16 protein-coding genes are annotated in these 21,444 nt (G+C 42.1%); 12 read left to right on the top strand and 4 right to left on the bottom strand.

The features are described from left to right. Positions 1-39: 39 nt before the first annotated feature. From MHI15_RS26000 to MHI15_RS25975, 6 genes are all read left to right on the top strand, one after another. On the top strand, positions 40-942 hold the full coding sequence (locus MHI15_RS26000; RefSeq protein ID WP_076130581.1) for an ArsR/SmtB family transcription factor: 903 nt from the start codon (positions 40-42) through the stop codon (positions 940-942). A gap of 171 nt (positions 943-1,113) precedes the next feature. Next, positions 1,114-2,121, top strand: coding sequence for a LacI family DNA-binding transcriptional regulator (locus tag MHI15_RS25995; RefSeq protein WP_036689737.1), 1,008 nt, complete (start codon positions 1,114-1,116; stop codon positions 2,119-2,121). 178 nt (positions 2,122-2,299) lie between these two features. Beyond that, positions 2,300-3,241 (top strand): ABC transporter permease, encoded by a 942-nt coding sequence (locus MHI15_RS25990; protein WP_036689816.1) that lies wholly within the window; start codon positions 2,300-2,302, stop codon positions 3,239-3,241. Positions 3,242-3,255: 14 nt separating this feature from the next. Then, positions 3,256-4,143 carry a carbohydrate ABC transporter permease gene (locus MHI15_RS25985; protein WP_036689738.1) on the top strand — a complete coding sequence of 296 codons (888 nt, stop codon included), beginning with the start codon at positions 3,256-3,258 and terminating at the stop codon, positions 4,141-4,143. Between the two features lie 55 nt (positions 4,144-4,198). Beyond that, positions 4,199-5,836: a sugar ABC transporter substrate-binding protein gene (locus MHI15_RS25980; RefSeq protein ID WP_038569996.1), complete on the top strand. Its 1,638-nt coding sequence runs from the start codon at positions 4,199-4,201 to the stop codon at positions 5,834-5,836. Between the two features lie 63 nt (positions 5,837-5,899). Next, positions 5,900-7,243: a glycoside hydrolase family 30 protein gene (locus MHI15_RS25975; RefSeq protein WP_036689741.1), complete on the top strand. Its 1,344-nt coding sequence runs from the start codon at positions 5,900-5,902 to the stop codon at positions 7,241-7,243. 199 nt (positions 7,244-7,442) lie between these two features. On the opposite strand, the gene thiD is transcribed toward MHI15_RS25975, so the two are convergent. Continuing rightward, positions 7,443-8,255 (bottom strand): bifunctional hydroxymethylpyrimidine kinase/phosphomethylpyrimidine kinase, encoded by an 813-nt coding sequence (gene thiD, locus MHI15_RS25970; protein ID WP_038570000.1) that lies wholly within the window; start codon positions 8,253-8,255, stop codon positions 7,443-7,445. 131 nt (positions 8,256-8,386) lie between these two features. After that, positions 8,387-9,268, bottom strand: a complete 882-nt coding sequence (locus tag MHI15_RS25965; protein WP_341165054.1) for a DUF4850 domain-containing protein — start codon at positions 9,266-9,268, stop codon at positions 8,387-8,389. Between the two features lie 181 nt (positions 9,269-9,449). Between MHI15_RS25965 and MHI15_RS25960 the strand changes: the two genes are divergently transcribed. Next, positions 9,450-10,544 carry a glycosyltransferase gene (locus MHI15_RS25960; protein WP_076280902.1) on the top strand — a complete coding sequence of 365 codons (1,095 nt, stop codon included), beginning with the start codon at positions 9,450-9,452 and terminating at the stop codon, positions 10,542-10,544. 1,843 nt (positions 10,545-12,387) lie between these two features. Continuing rightward, a complete protein-coding gene (locus MHI15_RS25955) occupies positions 12,388-12,516 on the top strand; it encodes a hypothetical protein (RefSeq protein WP_340395444.1) in 129 nt (42 codons plus the stop codon). Positions 12,517-12,604: 88 nt separating this feature from the next. Here MHI15_RS25955 and MHI15_RS25950 read toward each other — a convergent pair whose 3' ends face one another. Both MHI15_RS25950 and MHI15_RS25945 read right to left on the bottom strand, forming a co-directional pair. After that, the gene (locus MHI15_RS25950) at positions 12,605-14,215 is read right to left on the bottom strand and encodes a response regulator transcription factor (RefSeq protein WP_341165053.1); all 1,611 of its coding nucleotides are present in this window, start codon (positions 14,213-14,215) and stop codon (positions 12,605-12,607) included. Between the two features lie 14 nt (positions 14,216-14,229). Continuing rightward, positions 14,230-15,954 carry a sensor histidine kinase gene (locus MHI15_RS25945; RefSeq protein WP_341165052.1) on the bottom strand — a complete coding sequence of 575 codons (1,725 nt, stop codon included), beginning with the start codon at positions 15,952-15,954 and terminating at the stop codon, positions 14,230-14,232. 256 nt (positions 15,955-16,210) lie between these two features. On the opposite strand from MHI15_RS25945, the gene MHI15_RS25940 reads away from it, so the two are divergent. The 4 genes from MHI15_RS25940 (at position 16,211) to MHI15_RS25925 (ending at position 21,415) form a co-directional block, all read left to right on the top strand. Next, positions 16,211-17,815 carry an extracellular solute-binding protein gene (locus MHI15_RS25940; RefSeq protein WP_076186969.1) on the top strand — a complete coding sequence of 535 codons (1,605 nt, stop codon included), beginning with the start codon at positions 16,211-16,213 and terminating at the stop codon, positions 17,813-17,815. Between the two features lie 82 nt (positions 17,816-17,897). Then, positions 17,898-18,821: an ABC transporter permease gene (locus tag MHI15_RS25935; RefSeq protein WP_076130366.1), complete on the top strand. Its 924-nt coding sequence runs from the start codon at positions 17,898-17,900 to the stop codon at positions 18,819-18,821. A gap of 17 nt (positions 18,822-18,838) precedes the next feature. After that, positions 18,839-19,762 (top strand): carbohydrate ABC transporter permease, encoded by a 924-nt coding sequence (locus tag MHI15_RS25930; RefSeq protein WP_076130365.1) that lies wholly within the window; start codon positions 18,839-18,841, stop codon positions 19,760-19,762. A 48-nt stretch (positions 19,763-19,810) separates the two neighbouring features. Then, the gene (locus tag MHI15_RS25925) at positions 19,811-21,415 is read left to right on the top strand and encodes an extracellular solute-binding protein (RefSeq protein ID WP_341165051.1); all 1,605 of its coding nucleotides are present in this window, start codon (positions 19,811-19,813) and stop codon (positions 21,413-21,415) included. Positions 21,416-21,444 lie beyond the last annotated feature (29 nt).

Raw genomic sequence — 21,444 nt, 5'->3', positions numbered from 1 at the left:
CGTTAAAATACTAATTCAATAAGCATTGGAGACGTTGAAATGTACTTAACCACAGATTCTGAATCCTTGCAGGTGTATGAAGCGCTGGCAAGTGAAGTTAGGTTGCGAATTATTGAACTTCTGGACCGCAGAGAGATGCACATCAAAGAGCTGGCAGCGGAGCTCTACCTTAGTAGTGCAATTGTCAGTACTCATGTAGCAAAGCTGCAAAAAGCAGGCCTGATCAGTTCTAAAATGAGACGAGTAAATGGAGGGACCTATAAATATTGTTCTTTGTCTGCGAATTACCTGCAGATTAAATTATCGGGCTCCCGTGGAGTTGCCAGAAAGGTGGTTGAGGTGTCTATCCCTGTAGGGCAATATACCGATATTCAGGCTTTACCTACCTGCGGGATTGCTACTACTGAGAAGCTGATCGGCTATTATGATGATCCACGTTATTTTCTGGACCCGGAACGGGTGAATGCCGGCATTGTATGGTTTGCGAAAGGTTCTATCGAGTACAAGATTCCAAATTATCTATTTCAAGATCAAGTGGTGCAGGAAATTGAGATTTCGCTAGAAATAGGTTCCGAAGCTCCACATGTAAATGAGAAGTGGCCGTCGGATATTGGCTTTATGATGAATGGTCAGGATTTAGGAAAATGGACCAGTCCGGGCGACTTTGGCCTCACTAGAGGACGATTAAATCCCATTTGGTGGCGTTCGGATGTTAACCAATATGGTTTGCTGAAGGTTCTGCGGATTAATACAGGTGGAACCTTTGTGGATGGCCAGCAAATCTCAGATATTACCTTGGAGGATGTACGAGTAGAGCAGGATCAGTGGACCTTTCGTTTAACGGCAGAGAATAGCGGACGGAGAAGAGGCGGACTAACCATATATGGCCGTGGGTTTGGGAATTACGAGCAAGACATTATGTTTAGAGTGTATTATGAATGATTTCGAGTTTGCAGAAGAGGTGTTTTATAAGATTCTGTAGAAAATTTAAGCTTGTGTACCAATTATTACCTCTGATAAAATAAAAATAAAAAATATATTGTAATGAAAACGTTTTTATGTTAATTTAAATCTATAAAAACGTTTTTATTCGTAAAGGAAGATTGAATCATTATGGAAAAGGTAACGATCAAAGATGTTGCCAGAGAGGCTGGAGTCTCCATTTCTACGGTTTCCAACGCGCTAAATGACGTAGATGTATTGAACCCGGAGACGAAATCACATGTTCTTAAGGTTGCGAAGCGATTAAATTATGTTCCTAACCTGAACGGTAAGCTCCTTAGGAATGGGAAAACCAAAATGCTGGGTTTTTTCACAACAAGTGTGTCGGGTCCATACTTCTATAAGCTGGTTGAGTCCATGTCGCGTGAATGTGATCGGCTAGGTTACGGGCTGAATGTATTTGTTACCAAGGATAAACAAGTGATTATGAGCAATATTCTAGGCCGACGAGTGGATGGTGTCATTATCTACGAAGAGCTGAGAATAGACGAAGAAGAAATTGCTGCAATGGTGAAAGACAAGATCAAGGCTGTATTTCTGGATCGGCCGCTTAAGAACGACACGATGGGAAGCGTGATATTTGATTCCTTTGAAGCGGGGTTTGAAGCGACCAAATATTTAATCAGTCTAGGGCATAAAAAGATTGCTTACATATCTGGTGTGGATGAGATGTACGACAGTGTTCAGCGGAGAGAAGGATACTTAGCTGCTTTGCGTCAGTATCAGCTACCCACGCATGAAGAGTATATTATACAAGGATATTTTGAAGAAGAAAGCACTTACAACGCTATAAAATCTTTTCTTCACTATAGTCCTGATAAAATACCTGATGCCTTCTTAGCAGGGAACGACTTGAGTGCAATTGGATGTATTCAAGCTTTGAAATCGCATGGATACGAAGTTCCGCTAGATGTTAGTGTTATGGGGTTTGATGATATTGATATTGCGCAATATTTCTCACCGCCTTTAACTACTGTAAGAAATCAAATTGCTAGACAAGGTATTTTGGCTATTAATCACCTCGTTCGTATGATTCAGAAGAAGGAACAGGGCGAGATGATGAAATTGGCGGGTGAATTAGTTGTAAGAGGTTCTAGTCAAGTAAAGATTGGTCGGTAAGAACACATATATGTAATGGGTTCAAGATTTCACCCGATCATTTTTTAAAATTTTGTTGTTTTGGGAGGTTTTTTTTTCGAAAAAATAAAAACGTTTTTATTGTTTGGGGATCATGATTTGGAGGGGAGAAGAAAAAGTGGATAAATTAGCCGTAGTGCCAACAAACGGAAAGAATCCAATGAGCGGGAAAAAGCCTATGGGGCAGAGGGTCAAAGAATTTGTAATTGATTATAAGAGACAATGGGAAATTCAATCCATGGTCATCCCGGGAATTATTTTTATGATTATCTTTTGTTTTATTCCGATTTACGGATTGACGATTGCTTTTAAAAGCTACACCGTAATTGATACGCTCGATTCTGCACCTTGGGTAGGGCTCGATAATTTCAGAATTATTTTATCTGATAAATATTTTTGGGACGCTGTAGTCAATACATTAGGGATCAGCTTTCTGAAATTAGCCATAGGGTTTGTTATTCCTATTATTTTATCCGTTATGATTTACGAATTAAGTGGTGGACGCTTTAAAAAGATAGTGCAAACCATCTCTTATTTACCACACTTTTTGTCCTGGATCGTTCTCGGCGGGATGCTGATTGCCTGGTTTTCCTCATCCGGTATGTTTAATGAGATTATGCTCAGTTTGGGACTGATTTCGAAACCGGTAAATATTTTGCTTGATGCGAATAAATACTGGTGGATTGCAACGTTATCCGATATTTGGAAAGAGGCTGGTTGGGGAACGATTCTCTACTTAGCCATTATGTCGAAAATTGATCCTACTTATTATGAGGCTGCCAAAATAGATGGCGCAAGCCGTATGAGACAAATTTGGAATATCACGCTTCCTAACATGAAACCGATTATCAGTTTAAATCTGATTCTCACTGTAAGCGGTTTATTAGGATCAAATCTGGATCAAACCCTGGTATTGATGAATTCTCAGAACCGCGTTAAGGCGGAGGTCATTAATTCTTATGTGTATCGTATGGGTATGACGCAAGGTGACTTCTCTTATGCTACTGCTGTTGGTTTAGGTGTCTCCATCGTTTCAGTCATCCTACTGATTAGCGCCAACAAAGTATCCAGTAAATTAAATGATAATCAATCAGTTCTGTAGAAGGAGGCATTTCTGTGAATCGTACGGTGGCTAAAGAAGATCTCGATAGTCGAATCTTTAATACCTTAAATATTATTTTGCTCTGTATTTGTACAATCATTATTGTCGTTCCTTTATGGAATGTAGTCATATCCTCTTTAAGTTCGGGCAAGGCGCTTGCGGAAGGCGGATTCATATTTTGGTCTCCAGAGTTCTCTTTGGAAAATTATCGTGCTGTATTTCAAGATGAGACCATTGGTTTAGCATTCGTAGTATCGCTTGCCAAAACATTCATTGGTGTCATTACCCACGTATTCTTTTGTGCCATGATCGGTTATGGCTTGAGTAAGAAATACATACGTGGACGTAAGCTGTATGTTGCCATGGGTGTAATCACTATGTTTTTCTCTGGTGGAATGATCCCTACGTATTTATTGATTAAATCATTAGGCCTCTTAAACAGCTTCTGGGTTTATATTATCCCGGCCTTGTTCAGTTATTATGATGTAGTTATTCTAATGAACTTCTTCAGAAATGTACCGGATTCACTTGAAGAGTCAGCCAAAATTGATGGTGCAGGTGACTGGCGCATTTTCCTAAAAATCTTTATCCCTCTTTCCATGCCGGCTATGGCCACCATTGCGTTATTTAACGGGGTTGGGCAGTGGAACGACTTTATGACTACCAAGTTATATATTACCGATCAATCGCTCTACCCGCTGCAGATGAAGCTCTATGAAATCATTGTTCAGTCGCAAACACAATCCATGCAAAATGTTGGTGGATCTGCGATTATCGAAACTACGACTAAAGGGGTTCAACTAGCAACAATTGTCATTACAACTTTGCCGATTGTTGTGATGTATCCAATATTACAGAGGTACTTTATCTCAGGCATGATGATGGGGGCGGTGAAGGAATAGTAAGTAAATCTCCAAGTAGTGAATGCTTACAAAACATTTTAGGGGGAAACAAAAGATGAACAAAGCATTTGGGAAAAAAGGACTCAAACTTTGTACGGCACTTATGGCTGTTGTATTAGTATTTACAGGTTGTGGATCGAAAGGTAATTCTGACAGCTCCAGTAAAGAGTTAAGCTCCATTGAAGGCCGTTATACTATAGATCCGGAAACACCGGCATGGAAGCTGGATACAAAAAAAGAGACAACAGATCTGACTTGGTACGTGAATGCAGACTGGTGGAATACTGATTTCGGAAAAGACCTTGTCACCAAGAAAATTAAAGAGGATTTAAACATCAACATTAAATTCATTACAGGCGATGACACTAAGCTGAATACGATTTTTGCCGGCGGTGAAATGCCAGATCTGTTGACTATTTTTGATTCCAACTCTCCAGTCGTACAAAAAGCTGCTACCTGGGCATTGCCTTTAAATGATCTGGCAGATAAATATGATCCGTATTTCAATAAAGTTGCAGAAAAAGATACGATGAACTGGTTCCAGTTAGCAGATGGCAAGACCTATGGATACCCTAACTATTCCAATACGCAAAACGATTATGATAGCGGTAACATCCCTGCTAAAACAGCCTTTGTCATCCGCAAGGATGTTTACGAAGCCATTGGAAAACCAAGCTTTGGAACTCCTGAGGAATTCAAGAGCGTTATGCAACAAATCAAAAAACAATTCCCGGACATGATTCCTTTTGGTTTTAACTCCATTGGTTCAGGCACTGGTTCTTTGGGAGATGTATTGGAGGATTTCATCGGAGTGCCGATGGAAACTGAAAATGGCGAATTCTACAACCGTAACCTAGATGAGGATTACTTGACTTGGTTGAAAACGTTAAATGAAGTCTACAGAAATGGTGATATCAGTGATGACAGCTTTGCTGATGACGGTACTGCCTTTGAAGAAAAAGTGAAATCCGGTAAATATGCAACAATACTTTTGGATGGAACCCCTCAACAAAGTGGTAACCTGCAAATCTTCATGACAGAAAATCCAGGCAAGGAATATATCGCTATTGATGGCCCACAAAGTACTGTTGGACATGAACCAACGTTGAATCAATCCGGAATTACAGGTTGGATGATTAGCTATGTTACTAAAAAGGCTAAGGATCCTGCAAAAGCGATTCAAATTTACACTTATTTGCTCAGCGACGAAGGACAAAAGCTCATGAACTACGGTATTGAAGGAGAGACCTATAAAGTTAATGACAGCGGTAAAATTGAATTCTTGCCTGAAATCAAAGACCTGCAATTAAATAATGCCGATAAATTCAAAAAAGATTACCGGATGGGCGAATTTATGTTCTTTGGACATGACCGTGATAAAGCGCTGAGTAATGACGCATTCGCAGATTCCATTAAACAAATGCAAGAGTGGGGCAAAGGAAAGCTAAAACCACACTTTATTCTTGAAAATATTAACCCGGCTCAAGGAACGCCTGAAGCTCGCAGTCTTACTGCAATTGATACTACTTGGAACACTACGCTTGTAAGTATGATCCGCGCTAAAGACGATGCTACATTCGACAGCACCTTGGCTGCTTACAAAACATTTTTGAATGATAACAACTGGGATAAGATTGTAGAAGTTCGTTCTGAAAAAATGAAAAACAACAAAGAAAAATTAGGCCTTAAATAAGTTAGATAATAGAATGTGGCCCCTTCACTGGGGCCTCTTCATAGAAAGATGGAGGGAAACAACATGCCAGAGCTTAAAATTTATCAATCCACCGGGGAGAATACATTGTTTGTAGAGCAAAGTCTGCAACAATTAACTCCAATTGCTGACGCAGAGGCGACCACTACTGTAACTATTGACGAGAATCAAACCTTTCAGGAAATGGATGGCTTTGGAGCATCCTTTACAGATTCATCCGCTTATTTGATTAATCAAGTCCTGGACAACGAACAGAAAAAGGAAGTCATGAGCAAGCTTTTTGACGCACAAGATGGAATTGGTTTGTCCGTATTAAGAAATCCAATGGGGGCATCGGATTATGCTAGAGATATTTATAGCTATGATGATAGACCTGCACAGGAAACGGATACGGAATTAACCCACTTCTCTATCGCACATGATGAAGCAGACATTATCCCTTTGTTGCAACAAGCTCTGGAAATTAACCCTGAGATCAAACTGATGGCTTCTCCATGGAGTGCACCAGGTTGGATGAAGACTAGCGGATCGATGATTGCTGGAGAACTTAAACAAGAATATTATCAGGCTTATGCCGATTATTTTGTTCGATATATTCAAGCTTTTGAAGGGCACGGATTGCCAACTTATGCTGTAACACCACAGAACGAGCCTTTATTTGAACCCAAACACTACCCTAGTATGTTAATGTTGCCTGAGGCGCAAAAAGATTTCATTAAAAACTACCTGAAGCCAAGCTTTGTTAAGCATAACATCGCTACAAAAATTCTCTGCTACGACCACAACTGGGATCGTCCAGATTATCCGTTAACCGTGCTCGATTATGCAAAAGATGAAGTAGATGGTGTAGCTTGGCACTGGTATGGTGGCAATGCGTCAGCGCAATCAGAGGTTCTGAAAGCTTTTGCTGATAAAGAAGTGCATTTTACAGAAGGTTCTGGTGGAGAATGGATTCCTCCGTTTGAACAAGCCTTCTCCAATGTAATGAGAACAGGGATTGATATTCTTAGAAATCATAGTAAATCCTTTGTGTTATGGAATATGGCCTTAGATGAAAAGAACGGCCCAACCGTACCGGGTTTTGGCAAAAGTACTTGTCGTGGTGTTGTGACAGTCAACCAAGAGACCAAGGAGCTTACGTATACGCTCGACTATTATGCGCTGGCCCATTTCAGTAAATTTATTCGTCCGAAGGCTGTGCGCATTGACGCCTCCACCAATCAAGAAGTGATTCGTTCCGTAGCTTTTAAGAATACAGATAACTCTATTGCAGTTGTTCTGTTCAACGATAGTGAAAAGGCTGAGAATGTGGCTTTGAACTTGCCGGGAGCGGATGAATTATCTTTCCGTTTGGCGTCAAAAAGTGCTTTATCCATTTTGATAAAATAATTAGAGGACGTAGCTCAGAAGCACTCGAATCTTGATTCGGGTGCTTTTTTTATGAAAATAATCGTATAAAAAATCAATGTTCGGTAAGCAAAGTTTTGAATTTACGGATTTTCAATAATAGTAAATAAAAATGGCAGTCCAGAGCTGAAGTTCAGCGTCTGGACTGCCATTTATTTTTTGTGTAATTGGATTGCGAGTTCTAACGTTCTAAACGGTAACCACCGTGAAATACAGGACCCACATATTCATTAAACGCAAATCCATTACGAATGGCTGCGGAGACAAAATCTTTAGCTTTTGCAACAGCTTCATGAACCGTTAAGCCATTAGCTAGACCGCCTGTAATTGCTGCGGCAAAAGTACATCCAGCTCCATGATTGTGAGCGGGTTCGATTTTGGCTGTTTGGAATACAGTGTACTCAGAACCGTCGAAGAAGATATCAATCGCTTGATCGCCGCCGAGTGCTTTGCCGCCTTTAACCACGACATTACGTGCACCGAGCTTATGAATCAGACGGGCAGCTTCTTTCATTTCCTCAAGGGTAGTAAGTTTGCCAAGACCTGAAAGAACACCTGCTTCAAACAAGTTTGGGGTGACCACAGTTGCTAGTGGTAGCAATAAGTCACGAATAGCCTCAGCGCTGTCAGGGTTCAAGACTTCATCTTCACCCTTGCACACCATAACTGGATCAATAACTACATTAGTCTGAAGATTTTCTTTGATCGCTTGCTCTGCAACGCGCACAATTTCAACACTTCCAAGCATACCTGTCTTCATGGCATTAACCGGGCCACCAGCGAAAATAGTTTTTAACTGCTCAGCAACAATGGAGGCATCAATTGGATAAACATTATGGTGCCAGCCGTTGTCCGGGTCCATAGTAACGATAGTGGTCAAGGCACTAAAGCCGTAGGTACCATACTCTTCAAATGTTTTTAGATCCGCTTGGATGCCTGCGCCACCACTGGAGTCGCTGCCTGCAATAGTTAGAGTTTTAATAATTTGAGTCATGGTTACGTCCCCTTTATATATGTCTGAATTCATAAACAACGCATTGCATTGATTATAACAAAAAATAGCACCTACGTCTTTCTAAAAGCAAGAGCAAGGTTGAAAATACCTTCCTCTAAAAATTCCCACCCTTAGTCCAGCTTCTCTGCGTTTGGGTCAGCAATGAAGAGCGGTCCATGATTATCTGTAAAGAACTTCATGAGGGTCTCCACTACTTCCTGCTGTGGGGATGTTTGAGCTTGATGTATTCCGATACTGCGGAATAAATAACCCCATTCTCCCTTATCGTAATAGGCAGCACCCTCATCCTGATAGCCGTTCGCGTCTGCTTGAAGCGTATATCTGACCGTTCTTGCTTCAGCTCCGGCAGTACCTAAAATATGCTGTTCGCTAAACTTAAGTGGATTATTAATGGTAAATCCCAGCGCGTCAGCCCATTCGGCTTTTTCCGGAAAATAGGCTCCGATTGCAGTGATGGCACAGCCTGTACAAGTCCAAGCCGTATCTGAATAGTGCATGTTTTGTTCCGGATGGTTCGGATCCTGAAAGGTAACTCCATAAGAACCGTTAGCGCCGACAACCGCGGTAGCCTGCCATCCGGCAGGAGCGAGTAGAAGATAACCTCCACCGATATCAGGGCGGTAGACCAGCGTTGCTTCTACTTGGTTTTTCATGTCTTGAGATAAAGCAAAGGTCATTTCGGGTATGGGGGGGATTTCTGTATTTACATATTCGCTGCCACTATCAATATTTAGCTGCGCGAGCGTAGTGTGCAGTGGAATGATGACCTGCCCATTATCGGGATCACTGCTAGGAAATTCGAGCATTTCTTGAGTGGAGCTGGGTTTGTTATCTGCTTCATTATTAGTTTGTGCGTTGGTGGATGTGGGTGGTGTGGTAGGTGTACCCCAGTCGAGCCCTTTATATCCAATCAGCAGCACTAGTACAATTACGACGCACAATATTGAAGTTAAGATCCAGCCGTTTCTAACTCCTCTTCGTTTAGATTTCATATATGTTGTACCTCCTTTGATCTTACTTATATAGACCTAAGAATGGAGTGGAAAGTTTCTTAAATAACCTTTATATTTCTGAAGTTCTTCATGATCGGGCGGGATAGAGAGGGAGTCCGTTTCTTAAACCCTGCATATCAATATAGAAAGAATTTCAAACAAAGCGTGTAGGAGGGCGAGTATGGTTACGATTAGTTTATGTATGATAGTACGAAATGAAGAAAAAAGCTTACACAGATGTTTGTCTACCATTACAAGTCTCGTAGATGAAATTGTTATCGTGGATACAGGCTCGACGGATAAAACGAAAGAGATTGCGTTGTCCTTCGGAGCTGTAATTTATGATTTTGAATGGATTGATAATTTTAGTGCCGCACGTAATTTTGCCTTTAGCAAAGCTACTCAGGAGTACATTTTGTGGCTTGATGCGGATGATTATATAAAGGAAGAGGATCAGATTCTTTTTAAAAAACTAAAAGAAATCCTGCCAGGACATATTCACAGTGTGAACATGCAATATAATCTGGCTTTTGACGAAGCGGGAAATGTCACAGCTAGTTTACGCCGCAACAGGCTGGTTCGGCGCAGCTGCAACTTTCAATGGATTGGGCCTGTTCATGAGTATTTAGAGGTAAGTGGTCCTTCTTTTAGTAGTGATGTCTGCATCACACATGAGAAAGATAAGGAATACACAGATCGTAATTTGCGGATTTATCAAAAACGTGTTGCACAGGGTGAAGTATTTTCGCCGAGAGACCAGTATTATTATGCGAATGAATTAAGGGATCATGCTATAAATGAAGAGGCTTGCAAATACTATGAGATTTTCTTAGCGGGTGGGCAGGGCTGGATTGAAGATAATTTCCAGGCTTGCCTAAAGCTTGCCGAATGCCGGGAACGGCTGGGGGATAAAGACGGTGCATTTGAAGCGTTATGTAAAACCTTGCAGTATGATAAACCACGTTCAGAGTTCTGTTGCCGACTGGGGGCACTTCTGCTGGAAAAAGGCCAGTTGCATCCAGCCGCATACTGGTATGAGCTAGCGATTCAGCTACCGCGGGATAACGATTCGATGGGGATGAAGAATGGAATCTTTTATACCTGGCTGCCGCATCTTCAATTGGCACTTTGTTATGATCGTCTCGGCCAACACGAGAAGGCGAATCATCACAATGAAACGGCGTTGAGTTTTTATCCATCCCATCCTAGTATGTTATACAATCGCACCTATTTTAAAAATCTGCTTGGCGATAAATATGTAGCGCTTCAGGCTTAATTTAATAAAAGAGATGCCCCAGCCGTTCTGATTATGACTGCTGGGGCATTAATGCGTTTTTGGAGCTTGCAAGATTACTGGCAGTGGGGAACCTTCCCGTGATCCCCGGCAAGCTTCGCTAATTAGATCCAGATTTCCGCGTAGGAAGTAGCTATCGGACTCAGTTGACCTTAAACGTTGCTTTATGGCACATTTGGAATTCTAACGGACCGCATAGTCGCTATTGACCAGAAACACACTCGATTTGGAGCAATATCTCAGGAATAGCTGCACTGGAGTCCGAAACTGTGCTCAAAAGGCGATAAATGGGCAAATAGCGTCATCTGGGTCCGGAAGCATCAGAGGGGAGAGAGTGAAGCGGATAGTTACTGGCGGAGTTGCGCTGTCCTCTTGATCCCCGGCAATCTTCGCTGATTGGCTCCAGATTTCCGCGTACGAAGTAGCTATCGGACCCAGCTGACCTTAAACGCTGCTATATGGCACATTTGGAATTCTAACGGACTGCATAGTCGCTATTGACCTGAAACACACTCGATTTGGAGCAATATCTCAGGAATAGTTGCACTGGAGTCCGAAACTGTGCTCAAAAGGCGATAAATGAGCAAATAGCGTCATCTGGGTCCGAAAGCACCTGAGGCGAGAGTGGGGCGGGTGGTTACTGGTTGTAAGAGTAAGCTCGGGGAAATGACTCCGGTAGTGTAGGAGAAAAGGCGTGGCGGATGATTACCGGGTGTAAGAGTGAAGCGGATAGTTACTGGCGGAGTTGCGCTGTCCCCTTGATCCCCGTCAAGCTTCGCTGATTGGGTCCAGATTTCCGCGTAGGAAGTAGCTATCGGACCCAGCTGACCTTAAACGCTGCTATATGGCACATCTGGAATTCTAACGGACTGCATAGTCGCTATTGACCTGAAACACACTCGATTTGGAGCAATATCTCAGGAATAGTTGCACTGGAGTCCGAAACTGTGCTCAAAAGGCGATAAATGGGCAAATAGCGTCATCTGAGTCCGGAAGCATCAGAGGGGAGAGGGTGGGTCGGGGGTTACTGGATGTAAGAGTAAGCTCGGCGTAAATGACTCCGGTAGTGTAGGAGAAAAGGCGTGGCGGATGATTACCGGGTGTAAGAGTAAGGTATGAGGTGTAAGATTCCCGGTAGCGTAGGAGTATAGGCGAGGCGGATGATTACTGTGTGTAAGAGTGAGGCGCATAGTTATTGGCGATGTTGAGCTGTTCCCTTGATCCCCCGGCATGTTTCGCTAATTAGCTCCAGATTTCCGCGTACGAAGTAGCTATCGGACCCAGCTGACCTTAAACGCTGCTATATGGCACATTTGGAATTCTAACGGACCGCATAGTCGCTATTGACCTGAAACACACTCGATTTGGAGCAATATCTCAGGAATAGTTGCACTGGAGTCCGAAACTGTGCTCAAAAGGCGATAAATGAGCAAATAGCGTCATCTGGGTCCGAAAGTATCAGAGGGGAGAGAGTGAAGCGGATAGTTACTGGCGGAGTTGCGCTGTCCCCTTGATCCCCGGCAAGCTACGCTAATTAGCTCCAGATTTCCGCGTAGGAAGTAGCTATCGGACCCAGCTGACCTTAAACGTTGCTTTATGGCACATTTGGAATTCTAACGGACCGCATAGTCGCTATTGACCAGAAACACACTCGGTTTGGAGCAATATCTCAGGAATAGCTGCACTGGAGTCCGAAACTGTGCTCAAAAGGCAATAAATGGGCAAATAGCGTCATCTGAGTCCGGAAGCACCTGGGGCGAATGGTTACTGGATGTAAGAGTAAGGTCAGGGGTGTAAGATTCCCGGTAGCGAAGGAGTAAAGGCATTGCGGATGATTACTGTGTGTAAGAGTAATCTCGGCGTAAATGACTCCGGCAGTGTAGGAGTACAGGCGTGGCGTATGATTACTGGGCGCAAGAGTAAGCTCGTAGGTGGATCATTATCAGCAGCGTAGGAGTAAAGGTAGACAGTAATTAATATTCAGAAGATATCCCAAAGAGGGTAACCCAGCATCCATGAACTAGATGCTTGGTTACCCTCTTTTAGTAAGCTGGATTGTATTGTTGTTCCTTTTTATAATCGTTTGGAGGGAGACCTACTTCTTGTTTGAAAAGCTTGGAGAAATAGGAGTAGTTGCTATAGCCGACTTTGTTCGCGACGGTATATACTGACATATTTGTGGTTTCTAATAGATGTTTCGCAGCAGCGATTCGGACGTGGATGACGTAACTGCCTAATGAAACCCCAGTTTCTCGTTTGAATATCCTCGCCAGGTAATCAGGATTGAGATAAACAATTTCAGCCAAATCATTTCGGGTCAGATCATCGCCGTAATGTGAATGAATGTATTGTTTGATTTCTTCTGCGACGGACTTAGGCTGGGCAGCAAAGTCACGATATTTCATGGCTGTAGTGACAAGGTATTTAAGATATTCTTCCATATCCTCGATTGAATCCAAAGAGTGCATAGATAATTTATCATTAGTTTTGCCAGAGTATAATTTGTGCGATCGTATCCCTTTCAGATTGAGAAATGAATAGACTAGCTGAACTACATCTAAACGGAACAAGCTAAGGACAGAGGTCTCAAGTGTTCTATTGTTAAGCATGACCTTTAAATATTGTGTAACTTCTTCAAGAAAAGCAGTGAATTTATTCTGGTTCAGCAGCTCTTCCAAATAGGCAAGATCCGGTGGTGTATAGCCCGGTTTATTTTGCTGCAGATAAGCCTCCACCAAAAAGGTCTGATTTCTGCATCTCGTAATTTCTTCATCCATAGTCAGGGATTGTTTTAGAACATTCCCTACATTACTCAGTTTATCGTATAAGCCAATATTGCAGCAGACATCACATTTTAAATAAGGATTCGCCTTTTGAATAAAAGAAGAACATAATGCTTCAAGCCGTTGCGTGTCTGGTGCCTGGTTCCATTTTAAAATGGCGATCCAGTTATAATCTTTATATTCCAGAATGCTTTCGATGGTAAAACAAGGGCGTTGAAACAATTCGTACAATACATTTAGCAGGGCAAAATCAAACAGATCCTTTTCTTCTTTTCCCATGCTGCCATTGTAAGGGAATAAGTTAAATATCAAAGGCTGTAGAGTATCGCTCATTTGATAGGAGAGGTTTTGTTCTTCAATGGCATGTGTGATGTCTGCCAACTTAATCGGAAATGATGTACTGCCACTGACTAGCTTCCGCCAAAAATGCTCAAGAATCTTCGCCTGATTTTTTTGCCAAAAGTAACCGCCCTGAATGGCTTTTTCGTTTTTTTGCTGCTCTTTTGCTTGGGTGACCGCCTTTTGGATGATCAACATCAGCTTGTCAAATTCAATGGGCTTGAGGAAATATTCAAAGCTCTGCAATTCGATTGCTTTCTGCGCATAGTTGAAATCTGCATAATTGGTAAGAAGAATAGTCTGAATACTATAATTTCCCTCGCGAATCCATGCTAGTAATTCAAGTCCGCTGCCCTGCGGCATTTCAATATCTGAAATCAGAATTTGAACAGAATGCTTTTCTATTATTTCACGTGCTTGAGCGACATTATTAGCCGTATAAACAGTATCAATGTGGAGTGATTCCCAATCTATTTTCTTTTGCAATGCGGCAATAACATAAAAGTCATCATCAACAAGCAGTACATTCATAGTTTGCTCTCCATTCATTTAGATTTATTAGGAAGCTTCGGAAGATATAAGATTACACTAGCACCGCCGCCCTCCAAATTGGAGAAGGTGACGGTTGCTCTTTTTAAATATAGGTACTCTAGTCTTTTAAGCGTATTCATAATGCCGATTTGCGTACCTTTACTTTGATCCAAGGGCTCTCCAAGATTAAGTTTCTCTAACACCTGAGGTGGAAAACCGGGACCGGTGTCGGTGAGCTGGATAACGAGCATTTCTTCTTCCTGTTCCATCTGTAATCGTTGTACTGTAAGTCTGATCTCGGCTTCATGTTCGCGTGAAATCGCATATTTAATTGAATTTTCGATAAAGGTTTGCAGCACTAACGGTGGAATTTCCACACTGCCTGCCTGATCCTCTTGTTCGATGTAATAAATAAATGCGTCCTGATAACGTTGCTTTTGAATCTCCAAGTAGGTTCGGACATGCTCGATTTCATCCTCCAACCGGACAAAATTCTCGCCATTCTGAAAAATGTAACGGAAATACTTAGAGGTAGACAACGTCATATTTTCAATTTCTTTATACATATGAATTTGCGCCATGCTATAGATGCTAGTCAGACAGTTTAAGAAAAAGTGTGGTTTAATCTGTAGCTTCATATAGTCCAGCTGTATTCTTTGTTTCTCCAGTTCCTGCTCGTACATAGCGATTTTAAAGGTTTTGATTTGTTCAACCAAGCCTTTAAACTGAGTGTTTGCTTGTTCCAGCTCTATAATCTCACTGCTTTTGAAATCTGCGGGTTGCCCAGACTCATTAATGAAAGCAAGGTTATCGGAGAAGCTTTGAATCGGACCTAACACTCTTTTTTTGAAAAAGAGCAGAACAATGCATAACGTGGAGGTCACAATGAAGAACAATAACATAATAAGCAGCTGGGCAATCATGATTTTTTCGAATATGCCATATTTAATGACCATTTTGGTGCTGAAGGTGGTGTCTGAGAATGCGCTGTTGATGGTTGTACGCGATTGCAAAAGATTAGCGAATCCCTCATTTTCCGTTATTAACGTTCCGCTATTGGAGATCGGACTGGTTAAAGGCTGTTCATTCTCATCTACTAGAGAAACATAACCATTGGCGCCAAGATTAATTTGGCGTAGCGGCCGGATCAGATTATCTGCGGAGATCAGTCCAATTAAATAACGATTGTAATAGGGCACGATATTAATTACATAATAATGGTTGTTCACAAGAATAGGCGTCCATTTGGAATAAAACTTCTCATACATCTCCTTATCATCAATATAAGAAATAATCTTCTTTTTCAGCTCCCTGTAATCCGTATAGCTTACGCTGATCGGTGCGCAATTCAAAAAATAGGTCTCATTTTTCAAATAGTAGAAGAAGTTATACTCATGCCCGTAGTTTTTTTGCAGCTCGGTAAAGCGTTTGAACAGATTATCATTTGCTTTTAAGAACTCGATACTGTTGACCCCGTAAGTATTCATCGTTAGTAAGCTCTCATCGTTCCCAAGCGTCCAGCCCATATAGTGATTAATGTAGGCAAAATCATGATTAATACGATTGATGTAAAGCGCCGCAGTATCCTGCAAGTTTCGAGTGGACTGCTGCTTAACGATGGAAATGGAAGCGATGCTGATTCCTAAATCCAGAATAAGGACTGTGAATGAAACCAACATCATGACTTTTATATAATGGCGAATGGGGTAGGTTTTGTGTTTCGCTGTTTTTTTGATCATAAAGTCATTATAAAACCTCTGCGTGAAAAAAACATAAGAACTCGCTAGTGATTTCCCTCAAAGTCCGGATAGCACATACAGAAGTCGGGATACTGTTATTAAATCTCCCCAAGTAGAGCATTTAGCTTTTGTATTTTTTGTAAGCGAATTCAAAGGTCTGGATAACCGTCTTAAAGTGTCCGGAATACGAAAAAATAAGAAGTTATTATAAAGCTATTCAGATGCATTTTGATAAATTGAAATGGGGGATTAAGAGATGAGTCAACACAGTAAGAAAAAAACTGCAAAGAAATGGACTGTGGGTCTGCTGGCGGCTGCGATGGTATTTGGAATTGCTGGCTGCGGCGGTAACAACGGGAATAATGCAGCGACAAATGAAACGAGCAGCTATAACAAAGAAGGCCTGCCGATTGTGAATGAGCCTGTGACACTTAAAGTGCTGACTGTCCGTTGGGGGAGTATGGGGGACACCTTTACGCAAAACCAATGGCTGAAGGATCTGGAGAAAAATACGAATGTCAAAATCGATTGGCAAGTAATGTCCTCCAATGACTGGGGTGAGCAGAAGTCGATTATGCTGGCAAGTGGCACGCTTCCGGATATCGTTTTGGGAGATCAAACCTTTGGGGATGCCGATATCGTAAATAATCTGAGCTTTTTCCGGCCGCTTGATGATTATATCGAGCAAAATATGCCTAATCTCAAAGCAGCTATGGAAGAAACCCCAGAAATGAAAAAAATCAGCACATTTCCTGACGGGAAAATCTACTCCCTGCCAACAAGACTTCCTGCACGTCCAAAAAGCTCACGTCAGCCTGTGATTAACAAGACCTGGCTGGACAAATTGGGCTTGAAGGTGCCTGAAACGATTGATGAGCTTTATAACGTGCTCAAAGCTTTTAAAGAACAAGATCCGAATGGGAATGGAAAACAAGATGAGATTCCTTTTATTGAAATTGGTAATGACTTGATTAGTCCTTTCGGAATTGCCGATTTGAATAACAATAATATGATCATCAAGGACGGAAAAGCGATATATTTCCCTATTTCGGAGGAGTTCAAAGAAGGTCTCAAATGGGAAAATAAATTGTATGCGGAAGGCTTGCTAGATAAAGAGGTATTCACTCAGGACGATACGATGAGATCGGCTAAGTTCCAGAATCCGGATGCTCCAATTGTAGGCTTTACGTACCAGTGGACTCCAGACGCCGTGTTTGGAAAATGGAGCGATCAATATGTGACGATTCCACCGATTGCCGGACCAGATGGTAAACGTTATACGATCGGGAATCCGATTGGGATGAATCTTAACCGTAATGAGCTGCTGATCACCACATCCTGCAAATATCCTGAGGTTGCTGCACGTTGGGCAGATCAGTTCTATACTGACGAAGCGAGCATTCAGAATTTCTGGGGTGCGATTGGAACGGTTATTAAGAAAAACGATGATAGCACTTATACATTGATGGATCCACCAGCTGGAACCAGCGCAGATGCTTGGTATTGGGATCAATCGCTACGTGATTTTGGACCGAAATATGTGAGTCCATCCTTTGAATCGAAAATTGTCCTGAACCCTGAAAGTGGAGATGGACTGAAGCTGCAGCTGGATAAGCTGGGCAGTGAATATGTAACCACACCTTTCCCTAACGTAATGTACACTTCTGAGGAGTTCGAGGAGCTGCCAACCTTGACTACGGATATCGACAGCTATGTGAATACTATGCGGGCGCAATTTATTAGCAAAGGCGGAATTGACGAGGGCTGGGATGATTATGTGAGTAAGCTTAATAAAATGGGACTTGAAAAGTTAGTTAAGATTCGCACGGATGCTTACAGCCGTTATATGAACGTGAAATAACCTATTCGTCTTTCGAAAAAGGTGCTGCCCTGCAGGATAGCTGTGGGGTAGCATTCTCTATTTTAAATAAGGAGGGGATGTCATGAAATCTAGTCCACTTCATTTCGGGCGGAAATTCGGACAAATCAAACAAAATTGGGGTCTCTATCTATTGCTTTTCCCTGCTGTAGTTCTGACGCTATTATTCGCGTACAAGCCAATGTACGGGGTGCTGATTGCTTTCAAGGATTATAGCCCGGCGTTGGGAATTGGAGGCAGCCCTTGGGCTGGATTCAAGTACTTCGAGAAATTTTTTCATTCCTATCAATTTTCATCAACGATTAAAAATACATTGATCATCAGTGTATACAGTCTGATTACCTTTCCGATTCCAATTATACTGGCGCTGATGGTTAACCAGATGAGACCTAACCGGTTCAGACGTTTTTTCCAGACGGTGTCCTATATGCCGCACTTTATCTCCACAGTAGTAATGGTGGGTTTAATGATGATTTTGTTCTCACCTAGCACCGGACTGCTGGGCAATATATATAGTCTTTTTGGAAAAGAGGCTCCTGATCTGATTGGCTCCGCTGGATTATTCAGCAGTGTGTATGTTTGGTCAGATGTGTGGCAGCATGTCGGCTGGGACAGCATTATCTTTATCGCTGCGCTCTCCGCAGTTGATCCTAGCTTGTACGAGGCGGCAACCGTAGACGGAGCAAGCCGGATGCATAAAATTCGTTATATTGATATTCCGATGCTGATGCCAACAGCGATAACCTTGCTTATTTTGCGGGTCGGTGGATTGCTTGGGGTTGGGTTTGAAAAAGTGTACTTAATGCAAAATGACTTGAACATCACTTCAAGCGAAATTCTTTCTACTTATGTCTACAAAATTGGCTTGCTCAGCAGTCAATACAGCTTTTCCTCGGCGATCAACCTGTTTAACACCGTTATTAATTTTATTTTATTGATCATGGTCAATCAGATTTCTAAAAAACTAAGCGAAAATAGCTTGTGGTAGAAGGGAGGAGCATTGAAATGGGAGGTTTAGAGACAGTTACTAAAGGGAATGTGGGGAAAATAAAGAAGAATCGTTCTTCGGATACTATAATGGAAATAGTGATGTATGTTATATCAGCAATTTTTCTAGTTATCTTAATCTATCCGCTATATTTTATCGTCATTGCTTCATTCAGTGATCCTTCTGCGGTGGCGGGGGGGCAGGTTTGGTTATTTCCTAAAGGGTTCACCTTCGATGGTTACAAAGAGCTGCTGCGTCATGAAAATATTTGGATCGGTTACTGGAATACCATCATGTATACGGTGGTAGGGACGGCAATCGGTTTAATTGTAAATATTTCTGCGGCCTATGCGTTGTCCAGAAAGGATCTTGTGGGACGAAAATATCTTTCCCTGTTTTTCATCTTTACGATGTTTTTTAATGGAGGGTTAATTCCGACTTTTCTAACGATCCGTGATTTCCATCTGTACGACACATTTCTGGTGATGGTACTGCCTTTCTCCGTTGGGGTGTTTAACATTATCGTTGCCCGCACCTTTTTTCAGTCGAGTATTCCGGGAGATTTATGGGAAGCTGCACAGATCGATGGTTGTGGAAATCTTCGATATTTTGTACAGATCGTTTTGCCACTATCGAAGGCGATTATTGCCGTGCTGGGTCTATGGATCGCCGTTGGTTACTGGAATTCATATTTTAATGCCTTGATCTATTTGAAAAATCCTAATATGTATCCTTTGCAGCTGATTCTGCGAAATATTCTGATCACCAATCAGATGCAATCGGGGATGGGAACCGGGGAAGCTGCGCAAATCGCACTACGACTCGCTAATATGATGCGGTATTCTGTTATTATCGTGGCAACGGTTCCGATTATGTGTGTGTACCCCTTTGTACAAAAATACTTTAACCAAGGGGTAATGATCGGCGCAGTGAAGGAATAGTACATTCGGCTATTCTACTAACATTCATTCGTAAGGAGCAAGAACGTTATGAAAAAGCAACAAAAAAACAGGATATATAGAACAATCACCGTCATTCTATTAGTGACAACGTTGCTTGCTAGCCTTACTGCCTGTAAAGGGAGCAATGGGGTTAATTCTGTTGAACCTGAGCCGGGCGGATTTAACAAAGAAGGATTGCCGATAGTGGATAAGCCTGTGACGCTGAAAGTACTCACTGTCCGGTGGGTAAGCATGGGAGATTCTTTTACCGAGAATCAATGGCTCAAGGATTTGGAGAAGAACACGAATGTCAAAATCGAGTGGCAGGTGATGTCCTCCAATGATTGGAGTGAACGGAAGTCTATTATGCTGGCCAGCGGCACACTTCCAGATATCATTTTAGGGAGTCAGACCTTTGGAGATGCGGATATCGTCAATAATTTAAGCTTATTTCGGCCGCTAGATGATTATATTGAGCAAAACATGCCTAATCTCAAAGCAGCTATGGAAGAAACACCGGAAATGAAAAAAATCAGCACCTTTCCTGACGGGAAAATCTACTCGCTGCCTGCAAGATTACCCTCACGTCCTAAAAGCTCACGTCAGCCTGTGATTAATAAAACCTGGCTGGACAAATTGGGTTTGAAGGTACCGGATACGATAGACGATCTTTATAACGTGCTAAAAGCATTCAAAGAACAAGATCCGAATGGAAACGGAAAACAGGATGAGATTCCTTTTATCGAATTAAGTAATGATCTAATCAGTCCCTTCGGAATTGCAGATTTGAATAATAACTTCATGGTGGTCAAGGACGGAAATGCGGTTTATTACCCGATTTCAGAGGAATACAAAGAAGGGCTCAAATGGGAGAGCAAATTGTTTAAAGACGGATTACTTGATAAAGAAGCATTCACTCAAGACGAAACGATGAGATCGGCAAAGTTTCTAAATCCGGATGCTCCAATCGTAGGCTTCTCTTATCAGTGGACGCCGGACGCTATGTTTGGCAAATGGAGTGATCAATATGTGACCATTCCGCCAATTGCTGGACCAGACGGGAAGCGCTACACCGTTGGGAACCCGTATGGGATGAATCTGGAACGCAACGAGCTGTTGATCACCACATCCTGCAAGTATCCAGAAATTGCAGCACGCTGGGCGGATCAGTTCTATACCAATGAAGCCAGCATTCAGAATTTCTGGGGTGCCATTGGAACGGTGATTAAGAAAAATGACAACGGTACGTATACATTGATGGACCCTCCAACCGGCACCAGTGCGGATGCTTGGTATTGGGAACAGTCACTCCGGGATTTTGGGCCGAAATATGTAAGCCCAGCTTTTGAAAAGACCATCTTTCTAAATCCTAAAACCGGAGATGGACTGAAGCTACAACTCGATAAGCTGGGAAGTAACTATACAACACCACCTTTCCCCAACGTAATGTACACTGCAGAAGAGTTTCAGGAGCTACCGACCTTGACCACCGATATTGATAGTTACGTCAATACAATGCGTGCTCAATTTATAATCTCAGGTGATATTGACGAGCAGTGGGATGACTATGTGAAGCAGCTACGGGGGATGGGCCTCGAAAAGATGGTGAAAATTCGGACAGATGCTTTCAGCCGTTATATGGGCGTTGAATAACAAGAAATGAGGTTTTTACTTGATGGGAA

The sequence above is a fragment of the Paenibacillus sp. FSL H7-0918 genome (assembly GCF_038007025.1).
In the GTDB taxonomy this organism is placed as follows: domain Bacteria; phylum Bacillota; class Bacilli; order Paenibacillales; family Paenibacillaceae; genus Paenibacillus_AQ; species Paenibacillus_AQ odorifer.
Note: the sequence above shows the minus strand (reverse complement) of the source record. Positions and strands in the feature narration are given on the sequence as shown.

What these genes read in the sequence shown, in the direction of transcription:
- MHI15_RS25980 (WP_038569996.1), top strand. Translation starts at nt 4,199, where the DNA reads ATGAACAAAGCATTTGGGAAAAAAGGACTCAAACTTTGTACGGCACTT.
- MHI15_RS25950 (WP_341165053.1), bottom strand. Translation starts at nt 14,215, where the DNA reads ATGAATGTACTGCTTGTTGATGATGACTTTTATGTTATTGCCGCATTG.
- MHI15_RS25945 (WP_341165052.1), bottom strand. Translation starts at nt 15,954, where the DNA reads ATGATCAAAAAAACAGCGAAACACAAAACCTACCCCATTCGCCATTAT.
- MHI15_RS25995 (WP_036689737.1), top strand. Translation starts at nt 1,114, where the DNA reads ATGGAAAAGGTAACGATCAAAGATGTTGCCAGAGAGGCTGGAGTCTCC.
- MHI15_RS25960 (WP_076280902.1), top strand. Translation starts at nt 9,450, where the DNA reads ATGGTTACGATTAGTTTATGTATGATAGTACGAAATGAAGAAAAAAGC.
- thiD (WP_038570000.1), bottom strand. Translation starts at nt 8,255, where the DNA reads ATGACTCAAATTATTAAAACTCTAACTATTGCAGGCAGCGACTCCAGT.
- MHI15_RS25990 (WP_036689816.1), top strand. Translation starts at nt 2,300, where the DNA reads ATGAGCGGGAAAAAGCCTATGGGGCAGAGGGTCAAAGAATTTGTAATT.
- MHI15_RS25925 (WP_341165051.1), top strand. Translation starts at nt 19,811, where the DNA reads ATGAAAAAGCAACAAAAAAACAGGATATATAGAACAATCACCGTCATT.
- MHI15_RS25935 (WP_076130366.1), top strand. Translation starts at nt 17,898, where the DNA reads ATGAAATCTAGTCCACTTCATTTCGGGCGGAAATTCGGACAAATCAAA.
- MHI15_RS25940 (WP_076186969.1), top strand. Translation starts at nt 16,211, where the DNA reads ATGAGTCAACACAGTAAGAAAAAAACTGCAAAGAAATGGACTGTGGGT.
- MHI15_RS25975 (WP_036689741.1), top strand. Translation starts at nt 5,900, where the DNA reads ATGCCAGAGCTTAAAATTTATCAATCCACCGGGGAGAATACATTGTTT.
- MHI15_RS25930 (WP_076130365.1), top strand. Translation starts at nt 18,839, where the DNA reads ATGGGAGGTTTAGAGACAGTTACTAAAGGGAATGTGGGGAAAATAAAG.
- MHI15_RS26000 (WP_076130581.1), top strand. Translation starts at nt 40, where the DNA reads ATGTACTTAACCACAGATTCTGAATCCTTGCAGGTGTATGAAGCGCTG.
- MHI15_RS25965 (WP_341165054.1), bottom strand. Translation starts at nt 9,268, where the DNA reads ATGAAATCTAAACGAAGAGGAGTTAGAAACGGCTGGATCTTAACTTCA.